Raw genomic sequence first — 13605 nt, forward strand, 5'->3', positions numbered from 1 at the left:
CCCGAGTCAGTCTTGATCTTCTAGGTCAAGCATCCCCTGCGCCAAACCTGCCTGGGACCGATTCGCATGAGAACGTGCCGCGGCTGTCACCTCGGGCCACGACGTGACGAGTGCGTTGTACATCCCCGCCACCTGCGTCGCTGATCGCTTCTCCGCGAGCGAGAACACCAGGTATGCCAGCTCCTTCACCATCTCCGGCTCTACGCGGCTCGAGGCGCCGTGCAAGATCCGGCCCGCTTCGTCCAGACCCTTCTCGTCCAGTGCCTTCACGAGATGCAGCGCGACTTCCCAGAGCGAAATGCGATCGTCCCGCTCCGGGCGGTAGTTGTCAGAAAGTTCAGCGGCCGTCAGAAGCTTCACCTGACCGCCCTTGGCGGACACCGCACCAGACCGGTCGAGGCCCGCCACGGACGTGCCGAACGCCGTCGCGAGTGTTTCGGCTTCGCCGTACACCGCCTTGTCAAAGCCGTGGCTTTCGTACCACTTGAGACACCACCGCGTGTCGGTGTCGAAGTCGCCTTCCTGCTCGGTCAACACCTCCGCCAGAACGGAGTTGATCAAGCGAAGGGCCTCGCGGACAGAGACATTCGTGCCGTTTGGCTCGACCACCTTGGCGTACCGACTAAAGACGGCCATACCTGGTCCGATGGCGGCCTGCGCCAGGTCGACCGGTGCGATGGTGCCCTCTTGGAGTTCGCGAAGGCTCCGTGGCAATTCATCGCGGAGCTCCTCTAAATAGCCGCGACGATCAATCGTCGGCGCGTCCTCTGGCCGGGGACGCAGGGACAGGACAATCGATGACGCGAGAGCGTTGGTGCCGAGGCTGATCATCCGCCCGCCCCGTTCGCTACGCATCGGCCAAGTCGAGGTGATCTCCCAACCAGCGCGGATCATCCCCTCAAGAAGGGTCTCCCAGCCGGTCGATGCCTCACCACCCGAGTCGACCTCACTCTGCTTAAACGCGTACCACACCGTAGTCGGAACATCTGCTCGGGCGCTATGCCGAGCATGGGCGAAAACAGATCTGAATCCGTCCTCAAAGAATCGCTGGGCCCCATCCTTTCCTCCGTGCCGATACGGATTGGCAACCAGCTCCTCCATCTTCGGCACGAGCAGGGTGGAGAGCAGATCGGAGTGAACCTTCCCCAAGCTCCGGCGCAGCCAGACGTAGAAGTAATCAGAGAGGTCGGAGTACCCGATGTTGTCGTAGTAAGGCGGATCGGTGGAGATCACCGCACCACGCGCATCTACCCGAGAGGCGTCGGCCTGCACAGCGACCCCTTCCGTCATAGGAACAAGGGCGTCAAGCACACGGACAATCCCTCGCAGCATGAACCCAAAGTTTCCAGATGCCTCCGAGAAGGGATTCGCTTCAGCGAAGTCCCATGTCATGGGAATCGCCTGGCGCGCGAAAGTGTTGCGGATCCCTTCGTTCTTGGGATCGGGCATCCACGTCGAGATGGTGGAGCCGTAGTCGGCCAGCCGGCTCACGGCGAACCCAAGGTACGTCGCTACCGCGTCGGCGTAGTCAGACGCGCCGCCATCAGCAACTACACGCTCACGGGTCTCCCACACCAGGTCGCTGAACGTCGACAGAGTCAAGAGCTGCCGATTGGTGAAGAGGTCAGCGAAGCTGGTCAGGCCGTAAGCCGGCGGCGAGAACCATCTCGGATTCTCGGCGATCAAGCCTGAGACCGGCTCGGTCCCACGCGGGATCGCTGCGGCGGCAACCTGCTCATCGGAGGAAGCCACGTAGTTCCGCTGCCTGTCGCCTTCTACAACCACCGCCATCAGCGTCTGTCCGAGTCGCCCCTGGCGCCCCTCATCGCGGATGTACGTGATAGGCACAGTGCCTTCGCACGACACACAAGTAGCCCCCGTCCGCCCGGTGACCGTGCCGTCCGAATCTTTCGTCGGAGAGCCGGCCTTGCCGTGGCCAATCTCGAACGAGACTCGACGACCGGACGCGGCGGCTGAATCGGCCACGACCGAGGGTCTGATGTATGCCTCCTTCCCCGGCTTCTTGCCAAGCCACCAAGACCGGACGAGCGGCATCTCGATGCCACACGCTGGGTTGGGACACGCCACCGTCCGTGCCCAGATCCACGCAATCACTGCGCGGCCGCCGACGCGCGGATACAGATGCCCGAGGCGCGCCGACGCGGTGTCGCGCAACCATGTCCCGTAAGCGTTCACGTCCGCGGCCAGGCCAGCGGCTCGCCGCCACTCTCGGATCTCCGAATCTCGCACACCCGGGAACACCGGGGGTCGATCACGGAACTTCGCGGGGATCTCGATCTGCGCTTTGTTAATAAGGACGGCGACCGGATTGAGGTCGGATGCATGCGCCTCCAAGCCCAGCCGCTGGGCCTCAAGCGGAATGGTGCCGCCCCCAGCAAACGGATCCAGAATCGCCGGAGGCTTACCATCGGTGGACTTCAGGATCTCCTCGTGCGCCTCGAGCAACAGCTTCTCGTCGCGAACGTTCTCCCATTGGACGAGGCGCTCGATGATCCCGTGCAGCCGAGCACGCTCAAGTTTTTGCTCGTCGTCGGTTGGGAACTTGTCGGGGTGGCTCGAAGGGTCGTCGACGAGCTGGGCGAAGAGGACTGCGCGAGCGGCAGCGAGCGGGCGCCTGGCCCACCACAGGTGGAGCGTCGAGGGATGCCCGTGCCGGATGCTCTTCTCGCGGGCTGACTCGCGGTTGATCACCTCCAGCGGCAACGAGACCTCGATCAGTTTGCGCTTCGCCGGCACTTGCACTCCTCGCCCTCCATACCCACGGGCAGTGATCCCCGATGACTAGACCAACCTAAACGAGAACCTCGGGCAACACCCTCGAAGGTCTGATCTCGGCCTGCGTTGGCGAAGCGGATCGCGAATCTCGCACTTGCTGACGGGAGTCAGCGACCTGCTCTACGGTCGAGGGCATGGGACCTGGCACCACGGAAGCGCTTCTCGAGCCCAGGCTCGTGGGCGACATCTCCGGCAAGTTCTTCATCCCGGCCTACCAACGTGGATACCGCTGGGGGGAGCACGAGGTAGGCAAATTGCTGGACGACATCTGGCAGAGCCTCGGGAAGCCCTACTACCTGCAGCCGGTTGTCGTGAAGTCGCACGGCGACGAGTGGGAGCTCGTCGACGGTCAGCAGCGCCTCACCACCCTGTTCCTCGTCTTCCAGTACATGCAGACGCATGGGCTGCAGAGCGCGGGCGCAAGCTACGAGCTCCGCTATGAGACGCGATCGAGCAGCGCCGACTACCTTCGCGCGCCGGTCGTCGAACGCAGCCAGGAGAACATCGACTTCTTCCACATCCACCAGGCCTATGAGTGCATCCGTGAGTGGTTCTCCAAGCACGGACATCGTGAGCAGTTCGTCGCCAACGAGTTCTATGGCGCGCTCTTCAGGGACGTTCGGGTCATCTGGTACGAGGCGCCGGTGGAGGTGGATGCGACCACTCTCTTCACTCGGCTGAACGTGGGGAGGATCCCGCTGACCGACGCCGAGCTCGTCAAGGCACAGCTCCTGTCCGAGAGCCGCGATCAGATCACTTCGACCAACCGAGCACACGAGATCGCGGCCCAATGGGACAGCTTCGAACGCGACCTTCGGAACCCTGAACTCTGGGCCTTCATCACGGGGAGCGCGACCCCGGACCCCACCCACATCAGTCTGCTGTTCGACACCCTCGCAGGTGGGCCTGTCGGACGCGACCGGCCGCCTTTCCACACCTTCGAGACACTCCGCGAGCAGATCGATGAGCGACCTCTCGAATTCTGGACGCGCGTTGTCCAGCTTCATGCCCTGGTGCTCGGTTGGTACTCCAACCGAGACCTGTTCCACAAGATCGGTTTCCTCATCAACCGGCGGGCCGCGACGTTCGGCGGCCTGCTCGCCGTCGCGGAAGACAAGACGAAAAGCGAGTTCAGTGACGTTCTGGACGGCCTGATCCGGAGTCACCTCAACCTGTCGGAGTCCGGGCTGCGAGAGCTCAGCTACACGTCAGACAAGACGAGCGGAGCTCTCCTGCTCATGAACGTGGAGACCATCCGCCGCAGAGTGCACTCGACAGAACGCTATTCGTTCAAGGAGCACGCCACTGGGCGCTGGTCTCTGGAACACATCCATGCACAGAGCGCCGAAGGAATTCGCAACACCGAGAGCAACTGGGGCACGTGGCTGCGGTTGCAGCGCGATGCCCTCTCAGGCGTCGACGCCATCGACCCGGCGACCAAGCGCGACCTGATTGACCGCACCGACGCTCTCCTCAGCGCCGAGAAGATGACACGCGGAGACTTTCAGGACCTGGAACGGGAGTACAACGCCCTGCTCTCGACCGACGAGGGGACGACGGAGGACGCGATGCATTCGATCAGCAACCTCGCCCTGCTCCACGGGGGCGACAACAGCGCCCTCAGCAACTCCACATTCGCCGCCAAGCGCGAGGAGATCATTTGCAGGGACAGGGCAGGCTCCTACATCCCTGTGTGCACCCGCGACGTCTTCCTCAAGTACTACTCGCCTGCAGGCGAGCACCAGATGCACCTGTGGAGCAACAAGGATCGGGAGCACTACCTGCTGGCCCTCATTTCGACGCTCTCCCCCTACCTGCTCCCCGAGGAGGCTCAGTCATGAAGGGCTACCTGACCGCATACGCGAACCTCTTCGAGGGCAGCGACGGACCCCGCATCTCCAGCATCGAGATCCCGCTCATCCAGCGTGACTACGCCCAGGGCAGGACTTCGAAGGACGTCGAAGACGTCCGCAACACGTTCGTCGAAGTTCTTATCGATGCACTCGCCGGCGGAGACCCCCTCAGCCTGGACTTCATCTACGGCAAGGTCACGAAGGAAACGGGGGTGTTCCACCCCCTCGACGGGCAGCAGCGTCTCACCACCCTCTTCCTCATCCACTGGTACCTCGCCTCCACAGCCGGCACCCTCGACGCAAGCCAGCCGTGGACCCGGCTGACCTACGCGACACGACCCAGCGCGCGACTCTTCTGTGAGTCCTTGGTGCACCACGCGATGCCGAAGGGTGAGGAAGTCCCGTCCGATTGGATCAAGGACCAGCCCTGGTTCCTCCACACCTGGCAGAACGACCCGACCATCGACTCGATGCTGGTGATGGTCGATGCCATTCATACCCGCGCAACGACCCTGCCCACTCCACTCGATGCCAGTGTGGCTTGGGCTCGGCTGCGGGACATCGAAGATCCTGCGATCTCCTTCTACCTCCTGCCCTTGGAGGACATGGACTCTGCGGAGGACCTGTACATCAAGATGAACTCGCGCGGAAAGCCGCTCACCGAGTTCGAGCACTTCAAGGCTCGCTTCGAGCAGGACATCAGTCATTCAGCTCGGGCTGACGATTTCGCTCACCTCATCGACGGACGCTGGTCCGATCTGATGTGGCCCATCCACGGCGGCGACAACATTGTGGACGACGAACTCATCCGCTACATCGACTACCTGACGGAGATCTGTGAGCTTCGGCAAGATCTCGTCACCCAAGACCGCATCGGGCCGCGCGCTCGCGCCATGTTCGGTCCGGACAACCCTCGTGCCGACGAGCACTTGGGCTTCCTGTTCTCAGCATTCAATGTCTGGCTCGAGCTCCCTGACATTGGCCAGTGGTTCGCTGACCACTTCTCGTCGATCCCGCCCGGCGGCGAAGGGTACGACCCGGGCAAGGCCCTCCTGTTCGGGACCGACAGCGTCAACCTGTTCGAGCAGTGCTGTCACCAGTTCGACAGCCAGAAGGGCGGAACGCGAACCTTCACCCTTCAGCAGAGCCTCTTGCTCTACGCCGTGCTGCTGCATCTGATCGAGCACACGGAGGACTTCCCCCGGCGTCTCCGCATGCTCCGTAACCTGCTCGCTGCCTCCGTAGCCGACGAGATTCGTCGCCAGAACATGCCTGGGCTCCTCGCCGACGTCGAGTCCATCGTTCGCCACGGAGACCTGGATGGCGTGGGCAAGCTGAGCCGCAAGCAGGTGGACAACGAGAAACGGAAAGCTGAGTTCCTCGACGAGCACCCGGACCTCGCTCCGGCACTATTGCGGCTCGAGGACCACCCGCTTCTTCGCGGTACCTTGAGTGCCTTCGAGCTGGACGCCGAAAGGCTCCCCGCTCGCGCGAAGGCTTTCGCAGACTCGTTCAGTGACCCCCGTCAGTGGCTCGACCTCACTGGAGCGCTGTTGGCTACGGGCGACTATCAGCGCCGCCGCCCACAGACGGAGCAGTGGCAGTTCGGCACCGCCGCCCCCAACAACGCCGGCGTGTGGCGCTACCTCCTGACGGACGCCACCCACCAAGCCCTCGCCCCGACCCGCGCAGTCCTAGGCGCCTTCCTCGACGGCGCGGCGGAACGTCAAGATCCCTTCGCCGATCATCTCCAAGAGATCACAAGCACATGGCTGCGGGAACGCGAGGAGAAGAAGTGGTTCGACTGGCGGTACTACCTCGTCAAGTACCCCGCCCTGCGCGGCGAGAGAGATGATCGGCAACAGGGCAGGACGGGCATCTACACCGGGATCGCGACCGGCAACGGCTACTCGATGTGCATGATGCGGACCGTCCAGTTCAACGGCCTCTACCGTGACCCGATTCTTCTCCAGATATGGATCAACTCGCAGGTGGGCGACGCCGTCAAGAATCCGTGGTTCACCGGCTACCCCTCATCCCATCGGTGGATGCGACTCGAACGCAGCAGCGTGGGATTGCGCAGCGTGGATGTCGGTTTCGAGATCGACGGCCCGGAGGACGAAACCCTCTCACCTACATTCAACAAGGTCTGCGATGGTCGACCCGACGTGACAACGCGCGGAGATGGCCGCTTGGTCCTCCGCATCCCGCAGCAGGAGGTCGACGGCCTGCAGGTGGACACGGTGAATCGCGTCGACGTCGGTGCCGACTTCCTGAAGGAACTAGTGGCTGCTGGGTTGTAGCACTCGACGGCCCGAGTCAGGGTATTGAGGGAGCTACATCTTCCAGGTGCGGTCAGGTTGCTTCAGCTCGTTGACGACGAACTCAACGTTCCTGAGGTCCTTGAACGGGCTCGACTTGGCGAGCTCCGTGATCGAGTCAAGCAGCTTCGCGGCTGTCGCGGCATCGTCGCTGCGCATCGCGACGTCGAGGTTGTCGAACAGGCGCCGGAAGTTGTCACGGCGCTCGTCGTGAGTCAGCTCCAAGCCGCGGACTAGCACGTCACGCTGCGCCACGATTCGTTCCCGCTCGGTTGCTTCCCAACCACGGATCTCTTCGCGCCGCGTCGATTCTTCCTGGATGACCTTCACCCACTGATCGGCGGCATCGACCATCTGCGATACCACTTGGCCAAGGTTGATCGCCTGCACGGCCTTGCCGGCCGGCGTCTTGCCCAGAGAGGTGATGTCAGGGACGTCGCTCATGAGTACTTCTCCACAATCTTGATCGACACCTCGGTGAGCTGCCCTGTATCCGCATCGAGAACTGGCGTCTCGATCACTTCTCCGATCGCCGTAACGAGCTGCAGCGCTCGAACGAAATCCGCTCCGTGGACGTCCGGGTCGAAGTCGAGCGATTCGAGCTGGTCCATCGCGCTCTCCGTCCGAGTGACCAAACCTGAGAGGACATCCTGCAATTCGCCGATTCGTGTGTCGACCCCCTCCAACAGCATCTTCGCGGTCTCCATGTTCTCGATCGAGACCGCGATCTTCGCTGCGTACTCCTGCGCCTTTGTTCGTTGCCTGGCACCGACGATGCCGACGGTGAAGCCCGTGATGAACGCTGCTGGAGCGATCATGATCAGGTTGAGAACGATCGCACCCGCAGCCATGCCGCCACCACCTGCCGCCAGCGATCCTCCTCCGAGCCAGGCAAGGGTGGCGTTTGTGGCGGCCGCGCCAGTGAGACCACTGATTGCAGTGCCCGTGCTTGCGGCTGCGAAGGTCGTGACACCCCAGAGCGCCGCGCCCTGTGCGCTAGCCGCCGCACCCAGCGCCCCGAACCCGCCGACGAGGCCAGATCGCGCTTGCTCAACGTCGAACTTCAACCTCGGCAACGAGGGAACCACCACGTTGACCCCCGAGACGACTTTGCGGTCGAGTCGCTCGACAAGGTGCTCGTTCCTTTCGAGCCACTCGGCGAAGCGGCCGATCGTCTCGGCTTGAGCGCGGAGCTGATCCCTGCCGTAGTCCTCCGCGATCGCGTGCGTACGGCCTTGGCAGACCTCAACAGCGGCAATGGCCGACTCATGATCCTGTTGCGCAGACCGCACGGTCCGATTGGCCCGAACGAGATCGTTGACGCCCTTGCCGGCGGCAGTGACACCTGCAGCCACCACTGCAACGAGCGGAATGACGAGTGGTGCGACCAACGTGGTCTCCGATCCAAGATTGTGGAATCGAAGATAGCTGCAGGGGATCACTCGGAGGGACAAAACGGCCTAGGTCCACCCCGGACGAGCAGACTGACGTACGACGAAAGCGTGCTTGGTCGTTCGGACAAGTATGCCTGGACCTGATCAGCGGAGGCCCATCAATCGCACGCCTACGAGGGTTTCCGACGGATTTGTTGAACGGCCCGCGTCGCACACTGATCTGAGGTTTGATCAGGGCGTGGGCATCCAACCTTCGCTCGAACCGGACGACGCCCGACGTAGGCTGCGCGAAGCGGCCGCACAGCACGGCTTGAGGATCTTCGACGCCGTGCCTGCGCAAAACGCAGCGGCATCGGTCTGGTGGCCAGAGCCTCTCGACCCCGAGGGCTTCGTCGGCACCGCCGCGGAGCTGGGGATGCGCATCTTGCACATTGAGGAACCTCACTCGGAGATGATCGAGGACTGGGGTCTCGCGATGTTTGCGCTCGACGGAGTCCTGCATTGGTACGAGTGCGGCAGGTCTGCGGGCGATCCTGAGGACGAGGACGAGGACGAGGACGACGATCCTAAGGACGAGGACGTGGAGAGCGAGGTCGTCGAGCCGGCAAGCAGCGCGAGCGGGCGCTCCAAACGGGACCTTCTGGCGATCGTCAAGGCCATCGTCGACGACCCTGAGTACGACCCCTACCACCTCGACGTAGAGGCCGTGCTCGACAGGCACGCCGGATCGCTGACCACGGGCGACCGGGAGAAGGTCGACTACGAGACGCGTGTGCGGTTCATGCACCTCGGCGACAAGCTGCGACAGCGTGCCCGTCCGATCGCAGACGAGCTGCTGGCCGAGCACGACCCCAGCCCCTTCCTTTCTCACGATGTCAAGCTGGACGATTGGGTCAGGGAGCGTGCTCCAGACGTCGAGCCTCGACTGGTCCACGACGTGGCGCAGTGGATCAGCGAGAAGCTCGACGCAGACAGACAGACTGCCTACCGGCGAGCCGAGGACGCAGCGCGCGGCGTGTTGGCTTCGCTGAACCTTGAGATTCGCGATCGCTTCGGCTTCGCGAGCCGCAACGTCATCCGAGACGAGCTGGTCGCGGACGCGGTCGATGAGCTCTCGGAGACCCTCGAACACTTCGACCGCCTCCGCGACCAGCTGCTCTACAAGATGCGCGGCCTGGAGGAGGAGCTGTACGGATTGTCCCGCGAAAGGCGCTACGCCACCGTGGCGCGAGCGCTCGCGCTGCGCATGCCCAGCAAGGCGGCGGTAGCCCGCGAGCTGGGAGTCACTCCCAACACCCTCAACCGCCTGCTCACGGCGCACCCCCGCGACGTGGAGATCGACGAGTCGGATCATCTGAGGCGACTCCTGGAGTCCGAGTGAAGAGGACACGCCCATGACCTCGCCGCCGACACCCAACGACATCGCCGACGCGCTTCGCGACACCGCCGCGGAGGTCGGTCTGCGCATCTGGCAGGACCTTCCAGGCGACTTCTGGCACGGGACCGTGAGCTGGCCCGACGACGAGGACCCGGCGGGCTTCGTGCGTGAAGCGGCCGCTCTAGGAGCCAAGCTTCTCTACCTGGCGAGTGCTGGTGAGGGTCCTGAGGCGGTCAGTCACGTCGGTGCGGCGTTCGCCCATCAAGGGGTCATCTATCGGTTCGCCCATGGGTCTCGCCACGAGGTCCCGGAGGCCGACACCGTCGTGGTCGATGAGAGCTGGGAGGACGACGACTCCGATGCCGAACTGACCGACGACTCCCTCGACTTCGTGCCATTCCTGAAGCGGCATGACGATGGGCCAGAAGGAGAGACGTGGCCAGAGGCTCTGAGGAGGATCATGGGCAGCAAGAGGCGGGCCGACCGCTTGGGGCCAGTCGTCGACGCCATCGTCGAGGATCCCAACTTCGCCGCCGGCAACTACTTCGAGCGCACGCAGGTTCGGCAGTCCCACGACGCCGGCCTCCCCTCTCGCGACACGCAGCTCATCAGGAAGGCGGTCGACCATCGGTGGGAGGTCTTCACCGAGCCGGAACTGAAGGCCGAGGCAGCCCCCATCGCCGCCCGACTCCTAGAGAGCGAGGACCTGGACCCATTCGTCTCGGGGCGTCACCAGGTGCGGGAAACCGTGCGAGCCGCGATACCAGAGCTGGACCCGCGGCTCGTGCCGTACGTAGCGGATGCGCTCGAGCCCGGGCTTGACGAGTTGCGTCACCGTTTCAACTCCACCGTCAAGAGGCTCTCCCAGGCGATCTACGACTCGCTCGATCCAGCTACCAAGGACAGGATGGGTTTCGCCAGAGGGGCGCGCCTGCAGGCGGCCGTCATCGCTGATGTCATCGAGGACGTCCCCGACCGCATGCGGGAACGTGTGGTCGACAAGGTGACTGGCTACGAGCAGGAGCACAACTTGGTCTCGCGCGAACGTCGGTTCGCGACCTTGGGCCGGGCCCTGCTGAACCGTGGGATGACCAAGACGGCCGCCGGGCGCGCCCTCGGGATCTCGCCGGCGGTCCTCGACCGGCTGCTGACCACGCACCGCGACGACGTGACGATCGACGATGACGACTACCTCAGCGACCTGTTGAGGCCTTGAGGGCCGGGTTCCCGCTCATCTCGTCACGTCGGACTTCAGTCCGTCGATGAACCTCGCGTAGTGCCCCTGGTGGACGACGCCGACACTGCGCATCGGCCCCCAGCGGTTGCGCAGCAGGTGGAACTCCGCTTCGCCCGGCCGAAGCGAGGCGTGGTCGAGGAGGTCCGGCCGATCGATGTCGATGATGACGTCTGCGACGCGTGACCACGCTGGGTCCACTCCCTCGGAAGACACGACGAGGTTTCGGGGCAGAGTGATCACGACCAGGATCTCGGAGGCGGCGAGAGAGGCGACCCTCGACGGGCACAATCCACCAGCCAAATCGGCGTCATCCACCACGAGCACCTCTGGTCTCGCGACTTCCTCCATGTCGGTGTCCGCGATGGAGAAACCGTCCAGGTCGACGATCAGGAGAGGCATCGCAGCGAGGATCCGTTTGGCATGGCTAAGCCTCACTCCGTCATGGACGGACATGCGGCCATGCCAAAGGTGGAGCTCCGGCACCTTCGCCGCGCTCGCGACCAAGCGAGTTGTGACCTTGCGGGCGGGGTCGCGCTTGCTGACCAGTTTGCGTGTCTGGCCAGACCTTTCCGTCATCTCATCCCAGCCCAATCGATGTTTACTGACATCAGTGTATATGTTGTCAGCTGCAACGCAACGTCATTGCGCCCAGAAAGCGCGTTCCGCGGTTTGCTCGCGTCGTCGATGACTTCGCCTTCGCGTGCTCGGAAGAAGGAGCCCAACCCGCCCACGCAAGTCACCGGGATGAATGCTGCAAGCTGGTTCCTGAATCCGGTCCCTCGACCGATGCCGCCGATGCAGGCTTGTACCGTGCCCGCCTACCGACGAGTGAACACTCCTGAAGGTGCCCGAGCTCTGGCAACGCGCCTGAACGGGAACGCCAGGGACCGACCCGTCATCGTGGTGACGACGCCGCACGGCCGGACGGAGCCGTGGATCGACATCGGGGAGATCGTCGACCAGGTCGGCGATATCGCCGAGATCTATCTCGTACCCACTGGCCCACACTCGTGGGACCTGTCCAACAATCTCCCGGCCATGACACAGGTCTATGGCGGCGCCGGACGGGTCTATCCAGTTGGCCACGAATGGGCGGGCGAGCCGCGACGGTCCCCGTTGCGGTTCGCCTACAGCGCCGCGGAGGGCCCGAAGGCGACCACCGCTCTCATCGGTGACGCACTCCACATGGCGACCCAGGCCGGCCTCTTCGACAACGTGCAGACAACGGCGCGCGTACGCCTCACGGGTGTCGTCGTCGGCATCGTGGCCGACCGTGCGGTGGTGAAGTTGGACGGGCGCGTCGGCATCGTCCCGGACGCACTGGCCTTCCCCGGTCTGCCGCTGGAACGGTCGCTCCAGCCCGGCCAGGAGGTGACGGGGTTGTACGACGCTGACAGCCGCTGGTTCGACGTACGCGAGTCCCGCCTCGAACCGGACGTCGCACTCTCGTCGTACGCGGCCGGCGACGTCGTCCTGGTCCAGGTCGAATCCGTCGAAGCCGACCGTGCGTCGGTCTTCCTGCACCCGCTCGTCACCGTGGACGTGACGCACACCGCCGTCACCTCCAACCCGCTCGACGACCTGTCCGACCTCCTGACTGCCGGCGAGGTGCTGCCGGCACGCGTCCTCGGGACCGAGGGCGGATGGCAGCTCGGCCTGCTCGACATCGACGACGAGGAGCCGGTCGCGGCAGCCGCCCTCTTCGCGGGCGGCCCATCCTGGCTGGTCGCGGCGACCCCGACCGATGTCTCGGAGCTGGCCCCACCTGCCACGGCACCCATCGAGGTCGTGTCGTTCGACGTCGCGATCGACGTGGCAGACCCGCACGCCGAGCCGCATGTCCCCGACGCGCCAGCGACCGCGCCAGCACCAACAGGTCCGAGTCCAGCGATGTTCGATCGCAGCCGCGCCGTCCGACCGGTCCCGGCGCCGGGACCGGCAGAAGCCCCGGCAGGGCCACCGGCCGCAGCGGCCGACAGCGCCAGCACGAAGGCGATGTCCCTGACCATCGCATCCCTCCAGGCGGAGGTGCGCACCGCAAGGAGACAACGTGACGAGGTGCACGCACAGGCGCAGGGATTCGCAACCGAGCTGGAGCACCTGCGCACGGAGCTGCGCCAGGTCGAGGACCAAATACGCCGCCTCACGCAGCAGCTTGAGCAGTCCCGGACGAAGCTGCGGAAGTCACGATCGACCTCCAGTCCGACCGATGCGCCGGCCTTCGCGGACCCGGAGCGGGGTTTTCGCTTCCTCGTGGAGCGGGCGTGGGCCACGCGCATCCCAGCCGCGGAGCAGCCGACCTGCCCGTTGGGCGACTACTCATTGGGTCCGGACTTCTTGCGGAGCCTCAACGCCCTGCACGGTCTCCCCACGGATCGTGTCGCCGACGTGGTGATGGAAGTTGTCACCGGGAAGGCAGCGCTGTCGGGGGGCCGCGAGCTCCACCAGCTCCGCACGGACGACGCCGGCGGTTCGCCCCAGAGGGTGCGCGAGGACGGGGCACGGGCCTGGCGGGTCAGCCTCCAGTCCAACACCCCGGCCGCGCGCCGGCTCCACTACTGGGTACTGCCTGCCGGTTCGATCGAGCTCGCCAAGGTCGGCGTGCACGACGACATGAGCATCTGAT

At 64.4% G+C, this 13605-nt stretch carries 9 protein-coding genes; 5 read left to right on the plus strand and 4 right to left on the minus strand.

The annotated features are described in order from the left end of the window. Positions 1–6: 6 nt before the first annotated feature. The gene (locus tag ACXJKB_RS12200) at positions 7–2757 is read right to left on the minus strand and encodes a DUF1156 domain-containing protein (protein WP_457188671.1); all 2751 of its coding nucleotides are present in this window, start codon (positions 2755–2757) and stop codon (positions 7–9) included. A 173-nt stretch (positions 2758–2930) separates the two neighbouring features. On the opposite strand from ACXJKB_RS12200, the gene ACXJKB_RS12205 reads away from it, so the two are divergent. Together ACXJKB_RS12205 and ACXJKB_RS12210 are read left to right on the plus strand one after the other, a co-directional pair. Further along, on the plus strand, positions 2931–4637 hold the full coding sequence (locus ACXJKB_RS12205) for a DUF262 domain-containing protein (protein ID WP_457188673.1): 1707 nt from the start codon (positions 2931–2933) through the stop codon (positions 4635–4637). After that, on the plus strand, positions 4634–6952 hold the full coding sequence (locus ACXJKB_RS12210) for a DUF262 domain-containing protein (RefSeq protein ID WP_457188675.1): 2319 nt from the start codon (positions 4634–4636) through the stop codon (positions 6950–6952). The genes ACXJKB_RS12205 and ACXJKB_RS12210 overlap by 4 nt, the downstream gene beginning before the upstream one ends. A gap of 33 nt (positions 6953–6985) precedes the next feature. Here ACXJKB_RS12210 and ACXJKB_RS12215 read toward each other — a convergent pair whose 3' ends face one another. Further along, positions 6986–7414 carry a hypothetical protein gene (locus ACXJKB_RS12215; RefSeq protein WP_457188677.1) on the minus strand — a complete coding sequence of 143 codons (429 nt, stop codon included), beginning with the start codon at positions 7412–7414 and terminating at the stop codon, positions 6986–6988. After that, on the minus strand, positions 7411–8361 hold the full coding sequence (locus ACXJKB_RS12220) for a hypothetical protein (protein ID WP_457188679.1): 951 nt from the start codon (positions 8359–8361) through the stop codon (positions 7411–7413). The genes ACXJKB_RS12215 and ACXJKB_RS12220 overlap by 4 nt, the downstream gene beginning before the upstream one ends. A gap of 241 nt (positions 8362–8602) precedes the next feature. Here ACXJKB_RS12220 and ACXJKB_RS12225 point away from each other — a divergent pair, with 241 nt between their 5' ends. Further along, complete coding sequence (locus ACXJKB_RS12225) at positions 8603–9745, plus strand: hypothetical protein (RefSeq protein WP_457188680.1); 1143 nt, start codon at positions 8603–8605, stop codon at positions 9743–9745. A 13-nt stretch (positions 9746–9758) separates the two neighbouring features. Then, positions 9759–10958, plus strand: coding sequence for a hypothetical protein (locus ACXJKB_RS12230; protein WP_457188682.1), 1200 nt, complete (start codon positions 9759–9761; stop codon positions 10956–10958). Between the two features lie 15 nt (positions 10959–10973). Here the strand turns inward: ACXJKB_RS12230 and ACXJKB_RS12235 are convergent, their stop codons facing one another. Further along, positions 10974–11378 (minus strand): hypothetical protein, encoded by a 405-nt coding sequence (locus tag ACXJKB_RS12235; protein WP_457188684.1) that lies wholly within the window; start codon positions 11376–11378, stop codon positions 10974–10976. A gap of 195 nt (positions 11379–11573) precedes the next feature. Here ACXJKB_RS12235 and ACXJKB_RS12240 point away from each other — a divergent pair, with 195 nt between their 5' ends. Then, on the plus strand, positions 11574–13604 hold the full coding sequence (locus tag ACXJKB_RS12240) for a hypothetical protein (RefSeq protein WP_457188686.1): 2031 nt from the start codon (positions 11574–11576) through the stop codon (positions 13602–13604). Position 13605 lies beyond the last annotated feature (1 nt).

This window comes from Nocardioides sp. P5_E3 (assembly GCF_054049275.1).

What these genes read in the sequence shown, in the direction of transcription:
- ACXJKB_RS12205 (WP_457188673.1), top strand. Translation starts at nt 2,931, where the DNA reads ATGGGACCTGGCACCACGGAAGCGCTTCTCGAGCCCAGGCTCGTGGGC.
- ACXJKB_RS12210 (WP_457188675.1), top strand. Translation starts at nt 4,634, where the DNA reads ATGAAGGGCTACCTGACCGCATACGCGAACCTCTTCGAGGGCAGCGAC.
- ACXJKB_RS12215 (WP_457188677.1), bottom strand. Translation starts at nt 7,414, where the DNA reads ATGAGCGACGTCCCTGACATCACCTCTCTGGGCAAGACGCCGGCCGGC.
- ACXJKB_RS12230 (WP_457188682.1), top strand. Translation starts at nt 9,759, where the DNA reads ATGACCTCGCCGCCGACACCCAACGACATCGCCGACGCGCTTCGCGAC.
- ACXJKB_RS12235 (WP_457188684.1), bottom strand. Translation starts at nt 11,378, where the DNA reads ATGCCTCTCCTGATCGTCGACCTGGACGGTTTCTCCATCGCGGACACC.
- ACXJKB_RS12240 (WP_457188686.1), top strand. Translation starts at nt 11,574, where the DNA reads ATGTTTACTGACATCAGTGTATATGTTGTCAGCTGCAACGCAACGTCA.